The sequence below is a fragment of the Kitasatospora sp. NPDC042419 genome (assembly GCF_056437345.1).
This window is the reverse complement of sequence record NZ_JBWKAW010000001.1, coordinates 158,027-174,908: the sequence shown is the minus strand read 5'-3', so window position 1 is coordinate 174,908 and position 16,882 is coordinate 158,027. Positions and strand designations below refer to the sequence as shown.

The following is a 16,882-nucleotide window of genomic DNA, read 5'->3' as shown; positions in this document are numbered from 1 at the left end:
CGACCATGGGCCGATGGAGATCAACAGCTCACGGCAGAACGTCAGTTCCGGCTCCCCGCTCGAACCCCGCATCGGCTTCTCCCGTGCCGTCCGCAAGGGCGCGTACGTCGCCGTCGCCGGTACCGCCCCCATCGGGGACGACGGGGCGACCGTCGGCCCCGGCGACGTCCGCGCGCAGACCGTGCGCTGCCTGGACATCGCCGAGGCCGCACTCAAGGCGGCGGGCGCCGCACTGGACGACGTCGTGCGGACCCGCGTCATGCTCACCGACGTGACCCGCTGGGAGGAGGCTGCCCAGGCGCACGGCGAGCGGTTCGCCGAGGTCCGCCCGGTGTGCACCTTCGTCGAGGTCTCGCGGTTCATCGACCCTGAGTGGCTCGTCGAGGTGGAGGTCGACGCCGTCCTCGGCTGATGCTCCCCCGAGGGGGCTTCAGGCGCCGACGCCGCTGAACACCGCCGTGTCCTCCGGCACCCCTGAGCGCTCGGTGCCGGAGGCCTCGTCGCGGTACGACCAGCGGAACGGCACCCCGCGCGCGGTCAACGGGTCCGGACCGTCCATCAGTTGGAAGTGCAGGTGCGGTTCGGAGGAGTTGCCCGAGTTCCCGCACTCGCCGAGCTGCTGCCCCGCCCGCACCCGGTCCCCGACGGCGACCGCGAGGGACCCGCGCCGCAGGTGGGCGAACCCGGCCACCACGCCGTCCCCCAGGTTCAGCAGCACGTGGTTGCCCCACAGGTGGCGCGGCCGGCCCAGCCCCCGGAGGAAGCCCTCCAGGAAGAGGAACCCGTAGCCGGGCAGCGAGGTCCGCGACCAGTGGTCGCGCATCCGGCCCTCCATCGCCACCACCACCCCGTCGGCGGGCGCCAGCACGGGGCGGCCGAAGGTGGGGAACAGCTCCGGGCGCCGCCTGAACGGCCAGGCGGTGGCGAACGGCGGCCCCTGGGCCTCGCCGTCGCCCGGCGCGTACGTGAGGTCGATGGCGTACGTCTGCGCGTGGCTGTGCGTGTGGCTGGGCACCTTTGTCGCAGGCCCGTTCAGCGCCGTCCAGTGGCCGGTCACCGGCACGGCCACCGGCACCGGTTCCCTTGTCGTGCAAGGTCGTTGCCGACGGATCAGCAGCCAGTGCAGCAGCCCGCCGAGCGCCAGCAGCGCGACGCCGGCGATCCACAGCGGGCCGATGCCGGCCCCGTTCGCCAGGACGCAGACCGTGCCGGCGCCGAAGAGCAGCCCGTGTCGTTTCCAGACGGTCATCAGCATCGGCAGCCCCCCGGCGGCAGGTCGGGTGATCGGCGCGGACGGCCGCACGCCCGCATGATCACCGTACCCGGACCGTGTACGGACGCTCGCCGTGCACGGACGCCCGCCGACCCGGACGCCCGCCGTGTACGGACGGCCGAGGGGGCGGGCAGGCCCCGGGGCGTGCCGAGGGCCGCCGACTACGCCCGGCGCAGCCCCAGTTCACCCGCGCGCAGCCCGGCCTGGAAGCGCGAGTCCGCCTCCAGCCGGGTCATCAGCTCGGCCACCCGCCGCCGGTACGTGCGCAGCGAGACGCCGAGCCGCTGGGCCGCCGCCTGGTCGGTGAGCCCCGAGCCCAGGGCTTGGAGGATCGTGCGGCCGTCGGCGTCGAGGTGCGGGACGTCGGCGGACAGGTACGCGTCGAGGTCGACGGAGCGGGCCCAGAGCGCCTCGAACAGCGAGTGCACGCCGTCGATCAGGGTCTGCGACGTGGTCACGGTGTACTCGCGGCCGGCGGGGGCCTCCCGGCCGGCCAGGATCATCACCCGCCGGTCGATCAGGATGGTCTCGTGCGGCAGCGGCGAGCCGCTGATCCGGACGAGGGCGCCCTCGCCCCGCACCGCCCGCAGGTGCGCGCGGGCCTCCTCGTCGGCGAGCGCGACCGGGCTGAGCAGCTTGCGGGCGGTGAAGCCGGCCGCGGCCGCGGCCCGCACCCGGCTGCCGATCGCGGCTCTCGCCTCCGGCCGGGACCAGGTGCGGAGGTCCCGCGCCGCGCACAGGAACTCGGTCCGCGCGGACCCGAAGAGATGGCCGGCGCGCGCGGTCAGCTCCGCGTCGCCGTGGACCGAGAACACCTGCTCGTTGCGCATCCGCCCAGTCTGGCAGCAACTGGCCACGGTCTCGTGGCAGTTCGCGGCGGCGGACAGCATGGGCCCATGACGACCAAGACCTTCCCGCTCGGCGGGGACCTCACTGTCAACCGGCTCGGCTTCGGCGCGATGCGCCTGGCCGCAGGCACCTTCGACGGCCCGCCGCGCGACCCCCGGACCGGCATCGCGGTGCTCCGGCGCGCCGTGGAGCTGGGTGTGAACCACATCGACACGGCCGGCTTCTACAACCGCGGAGCGGTGCGCGCCAACGAACTGATCCGCACGGCACTGACCCCCTACCGGGACGACCTGGTGATCGCGACGAAGGTCGGTCCGCTGCCCGGCCCCGACGGCGTGCCGACCGGGCACGCGGGCCCCGGGCAGCTGCGCGGCCTGGTGGAGGCGGACCTGCGGGCCCTCGGGCTGGACCGGCTGGACCTCGTCTACCTGCGGGTGGGCGGGTTGACCGGGCCGGGCGGCGAGTCGGTCGCCGAACGGTTCGCCGTGCTCGCCGAGCTCCGGGAGCAGGGGCTGATCCGGCACCTGGGCGTCAGCAACGTCGACGCCGCGCAACTCGCCGAGGCCCGGGCGGTCGCGCCCGTCGCGGCGGTGCAGAACTCGCACGAGCGCGCCGCCGACCTGCTGGCCGTGTGCGAGGCGGAGGGCATCGCGTACGTGCCGTACTTCCCGATCGGCGGGGGCTGGGTCCCGCTCGACCTCGAACGGCACGAGCGGGTGGCGGCCCGGCTGGGGGCGACCGTGACGCAGGTCGTGCTCGGCGCGCTGCTGGCCGCCTCGCCGTCGGTGCTCGCGATTCCGGGCACCGGCTCGCTCGACCACCTGGAGGAGAACCTCGCGGCGGGGGACCTCGTGCTCGGCACGGAGGACCTGGCCGAGCTGCGGGCCTGAGCGGGCCTGGACGAGCTGAGGTGTGAGCGGGCCGGAGCGCAGGGGGAGCAGGGCGTCAGGTGAGGTGCCGCAGGTAGGCCTCCGGGCGTTCGAGGTAGCGGCGCCAGTGGTCGACGATGGCGAGGTCCTGCCACCGGGTGGGCCGGATGCCGTGCTCGCCGACCTCCAGGACCGCGGCGTCCGGGGTGGCGGCCAGGATCGGGGAGTGGGTCGCGCACACGACCTGCGCGCCGGACCGGCCCAGCTCCTGGAGCAGGGCGACCAGCCGCAGGCTGGAGGTGAACGACAGCGCGGCCTCCGGCTCGTCCAGCACGTAGAGGCCGGGCCCGCGGAACATCGACTCGAACACGGTGAGGAACCCCTCGCCGTGGCTCATCAGGTCGGTGCGCTCCTCCCAGTAGCCGGGCCAGCCCTGCTTCTCGGCCATCATCCGCATCGCCGACTCGGCCCGCAGGAAGAAGCCGCGCCGCCCGGAGCGCCGCCCGGAGGCCATGGCGAGCCCGCGCGGGGTGTACTCCAGGCGCAGGCACTCGCCCAGGACGCTCTTCTCACGCGGCGAGGCGTACCGGGAGCCGCCGCGCCCGCCGTACGAGTCCAGGCCGAACGCCTCGGCCACCGCCTCGACGACGGTCGACTTGCCGCTGCCGTTCTCGCCGACCAGGAACGTCACCGGCGCCGGCAGGGCGATCCCCGATCCGACCAGGGCGCGGACGCACGGGACCGTCCACGGCCATTCGTCCTGGTCGTCCGCGCTGAGCAGCTGCGGGTGGACGCGTATCCGGTCGACGATCACGAGGGCCCTCCTGGCGGTGCGCGGCCGCCGTCGGAAGCTCGGCAGCCGTACGTCCGAGCCTAGGAGACGGGTACGACAAGCGGGCTCGGGCCGCTGCCCGGCAGGGCGGCGTCACGGGCCATCCGCACGTTCGGCAGCCGCCCCCGCCACAGCTCCCGCTCCCCGGTGGTCCGGAACCCGTGGCGCCGGTAGAAGCGGATCGCGCGCCGGTTGTAGTCGGTCACCCACAGGTGCACCGGCGAGCCCCCGGCCCACGCGAGGAACTCGTCCATCAGCCGGTCGCCGAGGCCCTGCCCCTGTGCCTCGTCCAGCAGGTACATCGGCCCCAGGGTGACCACCTCGTCGCGGCGGCCGCAGAGGAAGCCGACGATCCCGGCCGCAGCCGAGGCCTCCGCCCCGGCCTCCGCCCCGGCCTCCGCCGCGGGGCGGGCGACCCGGCAGAAGAGCAGGTCCGGCCGTCGCGCCGCCGCCTCGATGAACTCGCGCCACTGCGCGATCCCCTCGGCGGTGGCGGAGGAGCCGCGGTGCTCGCGGATCCAGGCCTCGTCGATCCCCGCCCCCTCGTCCGGATAGGTCTGCAGCCAGACCCTCAACTGCAGGGGGCCGAGCGCTGTGGCGTCGTCGGCGCGGGCGGCTTCGAGTACGTGGGTCACCGGCACATCATCGACGCTGCGGCCCCGGAACCCCGCCGGATTTTCGCCGCCCGGCAGCGCGGCGCGCCGCTAGGCTCCTGTGCCCATGGACGCACACGGGGGGACCGGGCTGATCACCGTTCCGGCGGGGGAGGTGACCCTGTCGGACCGTAGGACGCTGCGCAGTTGGCCGGTGCGCCTCGCGCCGTACCGGCTGGCGGCGGTGCCGGTCACCCGTGCCGAGTACGCCCGGGTGACCGGCGCGACGGACGGGGGCCAGGACGCCGACAGGGGCCAGGAGGCCGACGGCGGTCAGGAGGTCGACGGGGGCCGACTGCCCGCTGTCGAGGTGTCCTGGTGGGACGCCGTCCGGTACTGCAACGCGCGGTCGGCGCTGGAGGGGCTGGCGCCCGCGTACCGGATCGACGGCGGTCCGGCGGAAGGCGAGCGCGGCGGCGAGGGGCCCGCGATCGGGTGGGACACCGCCGCCGACGGGTACCGGCTGCCGACCGAGGCCGAGTGGGAGCACGCCTGCCGCGCCGGCACGACCGGGCCGAGGTACGGGCTGCTGGACGAGATCGCCTGGCACCGGGGCAACTCGGAGGAGCGGGCCCACGAGGTGGGCGGTCGGCGACCCAACCCGTGGGGGTTCCACGACCTGCTCGGCAACGTGTGGGAGTGGTGCTGGGACCAGTACGACCCGGCGGTCTACGGGAGTTACCGGGTGCTGCGCGGTGGGGGATGGTTCGACGAGCACTGGAGCTGCCGGGCGTCGGTGCGGCGGCGCAGCCACCCGACGCTGCGGCTCGACGACGTCGGGTTCCGCGTCGCCCGCTCGGGCCAGGGCTGACGGGAGGCGCGGACCGGGCGGCCTCGGCGGCCTCGGCGGACCCGGGTGGCCTCGGCCGACCCGGGCGGCGTCAGGTGAGCTGGAAGTACAGCGGTTCCAGCCGCCCCTCGCCGCCGACCGTGATCGGCTTCGGCCGCAGGGCGAGCGGCTCGTACGGTGCGCGGCCGATGAAGCGGCCGGTGCCGGGGAGTTGGAGCAGGTGGTGGCCGGGGCCGTGGAGGCCGTCGACGGAGACCGGGTCGCCGTCCTCGCCGACCCGGAGCAGCGTCCAGCGGGAGTCCGGCGCGTCGACGGGGGCGAGGACGGCCTGGGTGAGGCGTTCGCCCTCGGGGCCGACGGCGAGGGCGAGTCCGGACTCCCGCTCGACCACCCGGACCTTGCCGTCGCCGGCCGGCTCGACGGTGAACCGCGCGGCCGGGTGGGCCGGGGTGGGGAGTGCGAAGAGCCTGCCCTCGATCACGCCCACGAACGAGCCGCGCGAGCGGATGCGCAAGGTCTCGCCGGTGGTCTCTCCGGTGGTGTCGCTCATGATGCCTCCGGGAAGCAGGAGCGGGACGGACTACGCGGGCGGTGCGGAGTCCGCGGACCGCGCGGGGCGGCGCGGGTTCATCCTGGCCCCGACTGCCCTGAGCCGACGGCGAATTGCACCACCGTCACCCGAACGGGTGGACCGCCGGACGGGCCGGTCCCGCAGCGCCTCCGCGGGCAGCCCGACCGCCGCGAGGTGGGCACGGAGCGCGGCCTCCTGCCCGGCCGTGACGGTCACGTGGAAGGCCCGCCCGGTGTCACCCGCACCGTAGATCTGGACACCGCCCCGCCACCCCTCCGCGCCGATCGTGTACGGGACGAGCGCCAGCAGCACCGCGAACTGCGCGTCGTCGCGGAGGTCGATCTCGATGCCCATGCCCGGGTCGGAGCGCCGGGTCCGGGTGCCGCCGGCGAGCGCGGCGCGGGCGAGGGCCAGGGCCTGCTCGTGGGCGGGCCGCACCTCGTCCGGCCAGGGGTCGTCGCTGTACGCGTCCACCCAGGCCCGGTCGACGGCGGGCCGCAGGGCGCGCAGGGCCTCGCGGTGCACGGCGGCCGCGACGGCCGGGTCGAGGCCGTCGGCGAGGAAGAGGGTCGTGGGCCCGTCGGGGGCGGTCATGGGCGGGGTGGCTTCCTCGGGTGTGGGCGGGGCGGGGGCGCGGGCGGGGCGGGGGCGCGGGCGGGCCGTCTCGGGGCGGGCTCAGTTCGTGAAGTCGTTGTCGGCCGGTTCGGGGCCGGTGGCGGGGTCGCGGGTGAGGAGGTAGCGGGCGCCGGGGCCGGCGGCGCCCGCGCGGTCGCCGGCGTTGTAGAGGGAGCAGCGGGTGAGCGAGAGGCAGCCGCAGCCGATGCAGCCGGTGAGCTTGGCCTTCAGGCGTTCGAGTTCGGCGATCTGCTCGTCGATCCGGCTCTGCCAGGACTGGGCGACGCCGTCCCACTCGGCGCCGCTGGGGGCGCGGCGTTCGGGGAGGCGGTCGAGGGCGACCTTGGCCTCGTCGAGGGAGAGGCCGACCCGCTGGGCGGCGCGGACGAAGGCGACCCGGCGCAGGGTGCCGCGGGCGTAGCGGCGCTGGTTGCCGGTGGTGCGGGTGGCGTGGATCAGCCCCATCCGCTCGTAGTAGCGCAGGGCGGAGGTGGCGAGGCCGCTGCGTTCGGAGAGCTGGCCGATGGTGAGGAGGTCGTGGCGGCTCGGGGGGTTCGCGGTCATGGGCGCCACTGTAGCGGCTTGACTTCAAGTCGACTTCAAGTTGCAGCATCGTGGACATGACGACGAGCACCCCGACCAGCACCCTCACCGCCACCGCCACCGCCACCGCTACCGGCACCGCTCCCGCCCCGGCCCCCGCCGGTTTCGCGGATCTGCCGGGCCTGATGGCCCTGATGACCGGCGCCGAGAAGCACGGCCCGGCCGCCACCTCCACGCTGGACGCCCTCTGGGTGCTCTACGACCGGGTGCTGCGGGTCTCCCCGGCCACGGCCGAGGACCAGGACCGTGACCGCTTCCTGCTCTCCAAGGGCCACGGCCCGATGGCGTACTACGCGGTGCTCGCCGCCAAGGGGTTCATCGCCCCGGAGCTGCTGTCGAGCTTCGGCGCCTACGACTCGCCGCTCGGCCACCACCCGGACCGGACGCTGGTCCCCGGGGTGGAGATCAGCTCCGGGTCGCTCGGGCACGGGCTGCCGCTGGGGGTCGGCACGGCTCTCGGGCTGCGCGCCCAGGGGCTCACCGACCCGGCGGTGTGGGTGCTGATCGGGGACGCCGAGTTCGACGAGGGGTCGAACCACGAGGCGGTGGCCTTCGCCGGCGCGTACGGGCTGGACCGGCTGAACGTCGTGGTGATCGACAACTCCTCGGCCACGCACGGCTGGAAGGGCGGCATCGCGGCCCGGTTCGCCGCCGAGGGCTGGTCGGCCGAGACGGTGGACGGCCGGGACCACGAGGCGCTGTACGCGGCGTACACCGCCGAACACCCGGGCCGGCCGCGGGTCGTGGTGGCCCGGGTGGAGCCGAAGAACGCCTGACGCCGCATCACCTCGGCGCCCCGCCACCGCACTGCACCGCCCCGCACTGCACCGCCCCGGCCCCGCACAGCACCGCCCCGATACCGACCGCCCCGAACCGTAAGGAATCCCGCCCGATGGACACCATGCGCGACCGCTTCATCGACCTCACCACCCGCCTGCTGGAGGACGACCCGCGACTGGCCGTCGTGCTGGCCGACATCAGCGCCGCCGGCTTCGCCCGCGCCGCCGAGCGCCACCCCGACCGGGTGATCAACGTCGGCATCCGGGAACAGCTGCTGATCGGCGCGGCCGGCGGCCTGGCGCTCGCCGGGATGCGGCCGATCGCCCACACCTTCGCCAGCTTCCTGGTGGAGCGCCCCTTCGAGCAGGTGAAGCTGGACCTGGTGCACCAGGGCGTCGGCGCCGTGCTGGTGAGCGCGGCCGGCTCCTACGACTGGCCGGCCGGCGGGCGGACCCACATGTCGCCGGGCGACGTCGCGTTGCTGGACACCCTGCCGGACTGGACGGTCCACGTGCCCGGCCACCCGGACGAGGCGGAGCAGCTGCTGCGGCACGCAGTGGCGGACGGCGACCGCAACGTCTACGTCCGGCTGTCGGAGCACCGCAACGAGCACGCCGTGCAGGTCGAGCCGGGCCGCTTCACCACCGTGCGCCGGGGCGCCAAGGGCGTGGTGGTCGCGGTCGGCCCGATGCTGGACGGGGTGCTGGCGGCCACCGCGGGCCTGGACGTCACCGTGCTGTACGCGGCCACCGTGCGGCCGTTCGACGCGGCCGGGCTGCGGGCCGCCACCGACCAGCACGCGGACGTGGTGCTGGTCGAGCCCTACCTGGCCGGGACCTCCGCCAACGCCGCGCACGACGCGCTGGCCGACCGCGCGCACCGGGTGCTGGCCCTCGGCGTCCCGCGCGAGGAGCACCGGCAGTACGGTTCGGTCCCCGAGCACCTGGCGGCCTACGGCCTGGACGCGACCTCGCTGCGGGATCGGATCGGCACCTTCCTCTGGTGACCCGCCGCCGGGGCGCCGGGCCACCGGGACCGGCCGCCGACGGCGTCAGCGGGCGGGCGGGAGGGCGTCCAGGGCGGCCTGCCACGGGAAGGCGTGCAGGTGGGAGCTGCCCGGCGGGTGCGGGGTGAACCCGCTCTCGCCGAGGAGTACGGTGACCCCGGCCTCGCGCAGGGTCCGCACGCTGCGCGGTACGGCCGGGTGGGCGGCCTGGGCCGTGTTGAAGTGCGGCAGCGCCACGACCGGGATCTCCAGGCCGACGGCCTCGGTGATCAGGCCGAGCGCGAGGGTGTCGCTGATCCCGGCGGCCCACTTGTTCAGCGTGTTGCAGGTCAGCGGGGCGACCAGGAGGGCGTCGGGCGGGGGCAGCACGTCCGGCGCACCGGGGAGCCCGTACTCCCACCGGACCGGGTGTCCGGTCATCCGTTCCAGGAGGGGGAGCCCGGACGGGCCGCCGAGGTCCGCGAGCGCCCAGCGGTGGGCGGTCGGGGTGAGGACCACGCACACCTGCCAGCCGATCCGCAGGGCCTCCCGGACCGGGGTCTTCAACCGGTGGGCGGGCGGGGCCGCGCAGGCGACCAGGTAGAGCGTCCGGGGTGTCGTCACCCGGGCAGTCCACACGCCCGGGCCCGCGATCGCAAGGGCCTTCGACGCGTGGAGGCCGGGCCCTGAGGCAGCCGCCCCACCGGGGTCAGGTGCGGACGATCGCCACCGAGTCCGGTTCCAGGGTCAGTTCGCCGTCCGTCAGCACGTACCCCCCGAAGCCGGCCACCACCTCGGCCGTGGCCGCTGCCCCGGCACCGCCCGCCGTCGCACCGCCCGCCGTCGCACCGCCCGCCGTCCCCTCGCGGTCCGTTCCCTCGCCGGGGCCGAGCGGCACCGTGACGGGCGCCGCGCCGAGGTTGACCGCCGTCCGGTACGGCCCCCGGTGCACCAGCAGCCACCCGGCCGCCGCGTCGAACTCGGCGCGGACGGCGGCCAGATCGGGGTCGGACAGCTCCGGAGCCTCCCGGCGCAGCCGGATCAGCGTCCGGTACCAGGCGAGCAGTTCGGCGTGCGGCGCGCGCCGCGGCTCGGTCCAGTCGAGGACGGAGCGCAGCACGGTGGCCGGCTCCTGGGGGTCCGGTACGGCGTCCGCCGCCCAGCCGTGCTCGGCGAACTCCCGCCGCCGGCCCCGGCGGACGGCCTCGGCGAGGTTCGGGTCGGTGTGGTCGGTGAAGTACTGCCACGGGGTGGTGGCGCCCCACTCCTCGCCCATGAACAGCATCGGGGTGAACGGCGAGGTGAGGACCAGCGCGGCGCCGCAGGCGAGCCGGCCGGGGGAGAGGGCGGCGGAGATCCGGTCGCCGAGCGCCCGGTTGCCGATCTGGTCGTGGGTCTGGAGGTAGCCGAGCAGGCGGTGGCCGTGGGCGGGCGGGAACGGCCGGCCGTGGTGGCGGCCGCGGAACGAGGAGCGGGTGCCGTCGTGGAAGTACCCGCGGGTGAGGGTCCGGGCGACCGCCGACAGCGGGGAGGCGGCGAAGTCGCCGTAGTAGCCCTGGGATTCGCCGGTCAGGGCGCAGTGCAGGGCGTGGTGGAAGTCGTCGCTCCACTGGGCGGCGAGGCCCTGGCCGCCGGCCTCGCGCGGGGTGGTGGTGCGCGGGTCGTTGAGGTCGGACTCGGCGATCAGGAACAGGGGCCGGTTCGTGGCCACCGCCAACTTGTCGACCTCGGTGGCGAGTTCCTCCAGGAAGTGGACGGCGCGGTCGTCGGCGAGGGCGTGCACGGCGTCCAGCCGCAGGCCGTCGATCCGGTAGTCGCGCAGCCAGGCGAGCGCGCTGCCGATCAGGTAGGCGCGCACCTCGTCCGAGCCGGGCGCGTCCAGGTTGACCGCCACGCCCCACGGCGTGTGGTGCCGGTCGGTGAAGTACGGGCCGTACGCCGGAAGGTAGTTGCCGGACGGGCCGAGGTGGTTGTGCACCACGTCGAGGACGACGCCGAGGCCCTTGCGGTGGGCGGCGTCGACGAACCGCTTCAGGCCCTCGGGGCCGCCGTAGGGCTCGTGGACGGCCCAGAGCGAGACGCCGTCGTACCCCCAGCCGTGCTTGCCGGGGAAGGGGCAGACCGGCATCAGCTCGACGAAGTCGACGCCCAGCTCGACCAGGTGGTCGAGGTGCCGGGCGGCGGCGTCGAAGGTGCCGGCGGCGGTGAAGGTGCCGACGTGCAGCTCGTACAGGACGGCGCCGGGCAGCGGGCGGCCGCACCAGCCGGTCCGCGACCAGCGGAACCCGGCGTGGTCGACGGCCCGGCTGGGGCCGTCCGGGCCGTGCGGCTGGTGGGGCGAGCGCGGGTCGGGCAGCGGGCGGCCGCCGTCGAGCACGAACGCGTAGTCCCCGGCGGGGGCGTCGCCGTGCCACCAGCCGTCGCGGGCGGCGTCGCGGGCCAGCGGGTGGCGGGCGCCGTCGACCGCCACCTCGACCAGTTCGGTGGCGGCCGGGGCCCAGACCTCGTAGCGGGTCACGGCGCCTCCCGGGGGCCGGTGGCGGGCACGTCCGGGCTCATGCCTCGTTCCTCCTGGTCAGCAGGGCCACGGGGTACGCCGCCAGCAGGTCGGCGACCGGGACGGGGCCGGGCGGGAAGTGGCGTTCGGTCAACTCGTCCGTCCAGCGGCCGCCGTCCGGCAGGTGCAGCTCGGTGGTGCGCCAGCCGCCGGCCCGGTCGAGGCCGTACGGCAGCCGGGTGACCGCGGTGACCACCTCCGCGCCGCGCGCGAAGGCGAGCAGGTGGCCGGCGGCGGGACCGACCGCGGTCAGCGGCCGGTGGGCGCCGAACGGCCGGGTCTTCCGCAGGTGCAGGGCGGTCGTGGTCAGGTGCAGCTTCTCCCGGGCGAGGTCGCCCGGGCGTGCGGTGGGCGAGTCGGTGAGCCGGACGGCGAGCCGGCCGAGGTCGACGACGCCCCGGTTGTCCGGGTCGACCAGGGTGTAGAGCGGTTCCTCGCTGCCCTGGTAGAGGTCGGGCACGCCGGGCACGGTGAGGTGCAGGAGTGCGGCGGAGAGCGTGTTGGAGCGCGCGTACGGCGCGAGGCCGCGCACGTACCCCTCGATCCTGGGCAGCAGCCCGGGGTGGCCGAAGACGGCGCGGGCGCGGTCGGCGAGGGCGCGTTCGAAGCGGACGTCGGGCGTGGTCCAGGAGGTGTGGACCTTGGCCTCCCGGGCGGCCTTGAGGACGGCGGTGACCAGCCGTTCCGGGGTGACCGGCCAGGCGCCGACGAGGGTCTGCCAGAGCAGCCAGTCGCCGTCCCGGTCGCCGGCGCCACGTCCACCTCCACCGGCGCCACCGCCACCGTCCCCGCCACCGCCGGCGACCGCGGGCGGCCAGGGGCCGGCCGCCGTGGACCAGGCGGCGGCCTCGGCGGCCCAGGCCTCCGGCTGTTCGGCGAGGACGGCGAGCCGGGCGCGGGCGTCGGCGCTGCGCTTGGTGTCGTGCGTGGAGAGCACGGTCATGGTGTGCGGCCAGTGCCGTTCGACGTAGTGGCACCAGGCGTGGAAGTCCTCCGGCCGCAGGCCCGGCCGGGCGGGCTCGCCGCCGACCTCGTTGAGGCTGAGCAGCGCGTTCCACCGGTAGAAGGCGGTGTCCTCGACGCCCTTCGCGGCCACGGCGGCCGCGGTCTGCGCGAACCGGACGGCGAACTCGTCCTGCTCGGGACCGCGTGCGAGCCGGCCCGCCGCGAGGTCGGCGACCAGCCGGTCGGTGGGGTCCGCCGATCCGTCGAGCGCCTCGTCCAGCTGCTCCGCCGACACGGCGGGCAGCGGCTCGCCGGGGCGGACGTACGGGCGGTAGGCGGGGAATCCGGTGAGCAGCCGCTGCAGTGCGGCCCGCAGCCGCCAGGGCGGGTGGTCCGCGTACGCGGGGTCGGCGGCGCCGAGCCGGACGGCGAGCCGGACCAGCCGTTCGACCTCGGCGGCCAGCTCGCCCTGCGGCGCGGTCATGTCGGCCCGGCCGCGCCGGGCGGCGGCGAGCGCCGGGTGCGGGTCGGCGCACGGCTCGCCGGCCGGGGGCGCGCCGTCGGCGGGCGCGGCACCGCCCACCGCTGTCGCACCGCCCGTCGGTGCCGCGCCGCCCGTCGGTGCCGCGCTGCGGAGGAACGTCTCGTACGCCCCGGCCAGCCGGCAGGCGCCCGCGTGGTCGGTGAGCACCCCGTCGATCCGGCGCAGCGCGTCGTACCCGGTGGTGCCGGCGCAGGCCCAGTCGTCGGGCAGCCGCTCGTCACCGGTGAGGATCTTCTCGACGACGGTGTACGCGCCGCCCGTGGCCCCGGCGAGGCGGTGCAGGTAGCCGCGCGGGTCGGCGAGGCCGTCCGGGTGGTCGATCCGGAAGCCGTCCAGCAGGCCCTCGCGGTGCAGCCGCAGCAGCACGGCGTGCGTGGCCTCGAACACCTCGGGGTCCTCGACCCGGACGGCGATCAGCTCGTTGACGGTGAAGAACCGCCGGTAGTTGAGCTCGGTGCGGGCCAGCCGCCACCAGGCGAGCCGGTACCACTGCCGGGCGAGCAGCTCGGGCAGCGGCAGCCGCTCGGTGCCGGGGCGCAGCGGCAGGGCGTGGTCGTGGTAGCGGAGGGTGTCGCCGTCGACGGCGAGGTGGTCGAGGACGGCGCCGAGCCGGTCGCCGAGCAGCGGCAGCAGCACCCGTCCGCGCCCGGGGGCGTCCGGGGGGCCGGGCTGGGCGGTCCAGTCGATGTCGAACCAGCGCGCGTACGGCGAGTCCGGGCCGTCCCGCAGGACGTGCCAGAGCGGCCGGTTGAGCTGCTCCGGGGCGGGGACGGCCATGTGGTTGGGCACCACGTCGGCGATCAGCCGCAGGCCGTGCCGGTGCGCCTCGGCGGCCAGGGCACGGAGCGCGGGCTCGCCGCCGAGCTGCTCGCTGACCCGGCCGTGGTCGACGGTGTCGTAGCCGTGGGTGGAGCCGGGCACGGCCTCCAGCAGGGGGGAGAGGTGCAGGTGGGAGACGCCGAGGGCGGCCAGGTAGGGGACGGCGGCGGTGGCGTCGTGCAGGGTGAAGCCGGGCTGGAGCTGGAGGCGGTAGCTGGCGGAGGGCACCGACGCCGGGACGGGTGACGACGGGACGACGGCCGGGCGGGGCTGCGCGGGCTCGGCGGCGTTGGTCATGTGTCCATGCCTACCCGGCCGGGCCGGTGTGCAAGACCCGTTGCTGATCCGAACAGGTGAGCGGTGCGGCGAGTGGCGCCCCGGGCGGCGCGGCGGGTGGCGCGGCGAGCGGTACCGTGGACGGCACGGTGGACGGTGCCCCGGCCGGCGCCGCCGGGGCACCGCCCGCGGGCACCGCGCCGTCCCCGGCCCGGCCCCGGCGGCGCGCACCCCGGCCCGTACCGGGCACCGCCGTGACCCGCCGTGACCCGCTCGGGCCGTGGTGCGCGAGACCCCGGGGACCTCAGGCGGGCCGCTGGAGCACCATCAGCGAGCGGTCGGTGAGCCAGAGGACGTCCCCGGCCTTGACCCGCGCCCCGGTCCCCGGGGCGGGAAGCCGGGGCTGCGCGGTGTCCACCACCACCTGCCAGGCCTGCCCGTGCCCGGCGGGCACGGTGAACTCCAGCGGCTCGAAGTGCGCGTTGAACAGCAGCAGGAAGGAGTCGTCGACGATCCGACCGCCGCGCCGGTCCGGCTCCGAGATGGCGTAGCCGTTGAGGAACACGGTGAGCGACTTGGCGTAACTGGCGCCCCAGTTGCGCTTGGTCATCTCCTCCCCGCTGGGCGTGAACCAGGCGATGTCGGTGAGGTCCTCGTAGCCGCCGGAGCCCTCCCCGGTGGTGCGCCCGGAGACGGAGGGGCCGGAGACGGGGCGGCCGTGGAAGAAGCGGCGCCGCCGGAAGACCGGGTGGTCGCGGCGGAGCCAGACCATGCCCTGGGTGAACTCCAGCAGCCGGGCGTTCGGCCCGTCCCCCGACGGCCAGTGCACCCAGGTCAGCTCGTTGTCCTGGCAGTAGGCGTTGTTGTTGCCCTGCTGGGTGCGGCCGAACTCGTCCCCGTGCGAGAGCATCGGCACGCCCTGGGAGAGCATCAGGGTGGCGAGGAAGTTGCGCTGCTGGCGGGCCCGCAGCTCCTCGACCGCCGGGTCGTCGGTGGGGCCCTCGGCGCCGCAGTTCCAGGAGCGGTTGAAGGACTCGCCGTCCCGGTTGCCCTCGCCGTTGGCCTCGTTGCGCTTCTCGTTGTACGAGACCAGGTCCCGCAGGGTGAAGCCGTCGTGGCAGGTGACGAAGTTGATCGAGGCGATCGGGCGGCGGCCGTCGTCCTGGTAGAGGTCGGAGGAGCCGGTGAGCCGGGAGCCGAACTCGGCGAGGGTGGCGTTCTCGCCGCGCCACAGGTCGCGGACGGTGTCCCGGTACATGCCGTTCCACTCGGTCCACAGCGGCGGGAAGTTGCCGACCTGGTAGCCGCCCTCGCCGAGGTCCCAGGGCTCGGCGATCAGTTTGGCCTGGGAGACCACCGGGTCCTGCTGGACGAGGTCGAAGAACGAGGAGAGCCGGTCGACCTCGTGGAACTGCCGGGCCAGGGTGGCGGCGAGGTCGAAGCGGAAGCCGTCGACGTGCATCTCGGTGACCCAGTAGCGCAGCGAGTCCATGATCAGCTGGAGCACGTGCGGGCTGCGCATCAGCAGGCTGTTGCCGGTGCCGGTGGTGTCCTCGTAGAACCGCTGGTCGCGGGCCAGCCGGTAGTAGGAGGCGTTGTCCAGGCCGCGCATCGACAGCGTCGGGCCGAGGTGGTTGCCCTCGGCGGTGTGGTTGTAGACCACGTCGAGGATGACCTCGATGCCGGCCGCGTGCAGGGCCTTCACCATCGACTTGAACTCCTGCACCTGCTGGCCCCGGTCGCCGGTGGAGGAGTAGGAGGAGTGCGGGGCGAAGAAGCCGACGGTGTTGTAGCCCCAGTAGTTGGCGAGGCCGAGGTCGCGTAGCCGGTGGTCGCGGACGAACTGGTGCACCGGCATCAGCTCGATCGCGGTGACGCCCAGCTTGGCCAGGTGCTCGATCACCGCGGGGTGGGCGACGCCCGCGTACGTGCCGCGGATCTCCTCCGGGATGCCCGGGTGGAGCCGGGTGAGGCCCTTCACGTGGGCCTCGTACAGCACGGTGCGGTGGTAGTCGGTGCGCGGCGGCCGGTCGGTGCCCCAGTCGAAGTACGGGTTGATCACCACCGAGTGCATGGTGTGCGGGGCCGAGTCGAGGTCGTTGCGGCGCTCGGGGGCGCCGAAGTGGTAGCCGTAGACGGACTCGTCCCAGTCGATGTGTCCGCTCATCGCCTTGGCGTACGGGTCCAGCAGCAGCTTCGCGCTGTTGTGCCGCTGGCCGAGTCCGGGGTTGTACGGGCCGTGGACGCGGAAGCCGTACCGCTGGCCGGGCTGGACGCCCGGGAGGTAGGCGTGCCGGACGAAGGCGTCGGTCTCGCGCAGTTCGACGGAGGTCTCCGAACCGTCCTCGCCGAGCAGGCAGAGCTCGATCCGGTCGGCGCTCTCCGAGAACACCGCGAAGTTGGTGCCGGCCCCGTCGTAGGTGGCACCGAGGGGGTATGGCTTCCCTGGCCAGACCTGCATGGCTCCTCAACTTCCTTGCGTAGAAGGAGAACTGACAGATAGTCCGATGGTCGGGCCGGACCCCGACGCTCTCTTCCCGGTCGGGCGGCCGGGCATGTGCGACGGTCGCGTGCCGTGACGTACGGCACAGTCCGCATACTCCCCGACCCGCCCCCCGACGGCGGGGCCATTTGTGCCGTATTCGCCCGAACGGGTGTCCGCCCGGGTGTCAGGGGCCCCTCCGGCGCGGCCCCGGTGTGGTTCCTGCGCGGACCCAGGGCCGCCCCCCGGGCTGCTCCCCGGGCTGTGCCCCGGGCGTCGCGGGTGCGTCGCGGTGCCGTCCGCGGGGCGTCCCGGCGCCGTCGGGGGGCTTCCGGGTGGGCGGGGCAGGTGAGACGGTTGGGGCGGGAGGGGGCCGGCGGCCGCCGTGGCGAACCGGCTGCGGGCGGTTCGCGGCGGGCAGTACCCTTGATCGTCCGGC

General features: G+C 75.3%; 16 protein-coding genes. 5 read left to right on the top strand and 11 right to left on the bottom strand.

Going from position 1 to position 16,882, the window contains the following annotated elements:
- The first annotated feature begins 13 nt into the window (after positions 1 to 13).
- The gene (locus tag AC067J_RS00800; RefSeq protein ID WP_478295797.1) at positions 14 to 412 is read left to right on the top strand and encodes a RidA family protein; all 399 of its coding nucleotides are present in this window, start codon (positions 14 to 16) and stop codon (positions 410 to 412) included.
- 18 nt (positions 413 to 430) lie between these two features.
- Here the strand turns inward: AC067J_RS00800 and AC067J_RS00795 are convergent, their stop codons facing one another.
- Both AC067J_RS00795 and AC067J_RS00790 read right to left on the bottom strand, forming a co-directional pair.
- Positions 431 to 1,255, bottom strand: coding sequence for a M23 family metallopeptidase (locus AC067J_RS00795; RefSeq protein ID WP_478295796.1), 825 nt, complete (start codon positions 1,253 to 1,255; stop codon positions 431 to 433).
- 179 nt (positions 1,256 to 1,434) lie between these two features.
- Complete coding sequence (locus AC067J_RS00790; protein ID WP_478295795.1) at positions 1,435 to 2,103, bottom strand: DNA-binding response regulator; 669 nt, start codon at positions 2,101 to 2,103, stop codon at positions 1,435 to 1,437.
- A gap of 66 nt (positions 2,104 to 2,169) precedes the next feature.
- Between AC067J_RS00790 and AC067J_RS00785 the strand changes: the two genes are divergently transcribed.
- On the top strand, positions 2,170 to 3,012 hold the full coding sequence (locus AC067J_RS00785; RefSeq protein ID WP_478295794.1) for an oxidoreductase: 843 nt from the start codon (positions 2,170 to 2,172) through the stop codon (positions 3,010 to 3,012).
- A gap of 55 nt (positions 3,013 to 3,067) precedes the next feature.
- On the opposite strand, the gene AC067J_RS00780 is transcribed toward AC067J_RS00785, so the two are convergent.
- Positions 3,068 to 3,805 (bottom strand): AAA family ATPase, encoded by a 738-nt coding sequence (locus tag AC067J_RS00780; protein WP_478295793.1) that lies wholly within the window; start codon positions 3,803 to 3,805, stop codon positions 3,068 to 3,070.
- A 59-nt stretch (positions 3,806 to 3,864) separates the two neighbouring features.
- The gene (locus tag AC067J_RS00775; protein ID WP_478295792.1) at positions 3,865 to 4,458 is read right to left on the bottom strand and encodes a GNAT family N-acetyltransferase; all 594 of its coding nucleotides are present in this window, start codon (positions 4,456 to 4,458) and stop codon (positions 3,865 to 3,867) included.
- 85 nt (positions 4,459 to 4,543) lie between these two features.
- Here AC067J_RS00775 and AC067J_RS00770 point away from each other — a divergent pair, with 85 nt between their 5' ends.
- Entirely contained in the window at positions 4,544 to 5,287 is a 744-nt protein-coding gene (locus AC067J_RS00770; protein WP_478295791.1) for a formylglycine-generating enzyme family protein, read from the top strand.
- 70 nt (positions 5,288 to 5,357) lie between these two features.
- On the opposite strand, the gene AC067J_RS00765 is transcribed toward AC067J_RS00770, so the two are convergent.
- The 3 genes from AC067J_RS00765 to soxR form a co-directional block, all read right to left on the bottom strand.
- Positions 5,358 to 5,816: a hypothetical protein gene (locus tag AC067J_RS00765; RefSeq protein WP_478295790.1), complete on the bottom strand. Its 459-nt coding sequence runs from the start codon at positions 5,814 to 5,816 to the stop codon at positions 5,358 to 5,360.
- A 30-nt stretch (positions 5,817 to 5,846) separates the two neighbouring features.
- Positions 5,847 to 6,431, bottom strand: coding sequence for a hypothetical protein (locus AC067J_RS00760; protein WP_478295789.1), 585 nt, complete (start codon positions 6,429 to 6,431; stop codon positions 5,847 to 5,849).
- Between the two features lie 81 nt (positions 6,432 to 6,512).
- Positions 6,513 to 7,016, bottom strand: a complete 504-nt coding sequence (gene soxR / locus AC067J_RS00755) for a redox-sensitive transcriptional activator SoxR (protein WP_478295787.1) — start codon at positions 7,014 to 7,016, stop codon at positions 6,513 to 6,515.
- A gap of 56 nt (positions 7,017 to 7,072) precedes the next feature.
- Between soxR and AC067J_RS00750 the strand changes: the two genes are divergently transcribed.
- Positions 7,073 to 7,831: a transketolase gene (locus AC067J_RS00750; protein WP_478295786.1), complete on the top strand. Its 759-nt coding sequence runs from the start codon at positions 7,073 to 7,075 to the stop codon at positions 7,829 to 7,831.
- 116 nt (positions 7,832 to 7,947) lie between these two features.
- The gene (locus AC067J_RS00745; RefSeq protein ID WP_478295785.1) at positions 7,948 to 8,841 is read left to right on the top strand and encodes a transketolase family protein; all 894 of its coding nucleotides are present in this window, start codon (positions 7,948 to 7,950) and stop codon (positions 8,839 to 8,841) included.
- Between the two features lie 45 nt (positions 8,842 to 8,886).
- Here AC067J_RS00745 and AC067J_RS00740 read toward each other — a convergent pair whose 3' ends face one another.
- The 4 genes from AC067J_RS00740 to glgX all read right to left on the bottom strand — a co-directional run bounded on the left by AC067J_RS00740 (position 8,887) and on the right by glgX (position 16,422).
- Positions 8,887 to 9,444: a flavoprotein gene (locus AC067J_RS00740; protein WP_478295784.1), complete on the bottom strand. Its 558-nt coding sequence runs from the start codon at positions 9,442 to 9,444 to the stop codon at positions 8,887 to 8,889.
- An 85-nt stretch (positions 9,445 to 9,529) separates the two neighbouring features.
- On the bottom strand, positions 9,530 to 11,338 hold the full coding sequence (gene treZ / locus AC067J_RS00735) for a malto-oligosyltrehalose trehalohydrolase (RefSeq protein ID WP_478295783.1): 1,809 nt from the start codon (positions 11,336 to 11,338) through the stop codon (positions 9,530 to 9,532).
- A gap of 37 nt (positions 11,339 to 11,375) precedes the next feature.
- On the bottom strand, positions 11,376 to 13,982 hold the full coding sequence (locus tag AC067J_RS00730; RefSeq protein WP_478295782.1) for an alpha-amylase family glycosyl hydrolase: 2,607 nt from the start codon (positions 13,980 to 13,982) through the stop codon (positions 11,376 to 11,378).
- Positions 13,983 to 14,265: 283 nt separating this feature from the next.
- Complete coding sequence (gene glgX, locus AC067J_RS00725) at positions 14,266 to 16,422, bottom strand: glycogen debranching protein GlgX (RefSeq protein WP_478295781.1); 2,157 nt, start codon at positions 16,420 to 16,422, stop codon at positions 14,266 to 14,268.
- Between the last annotated feature and the right edge of the window lie 460 nt (positions 16,423 to 16,882).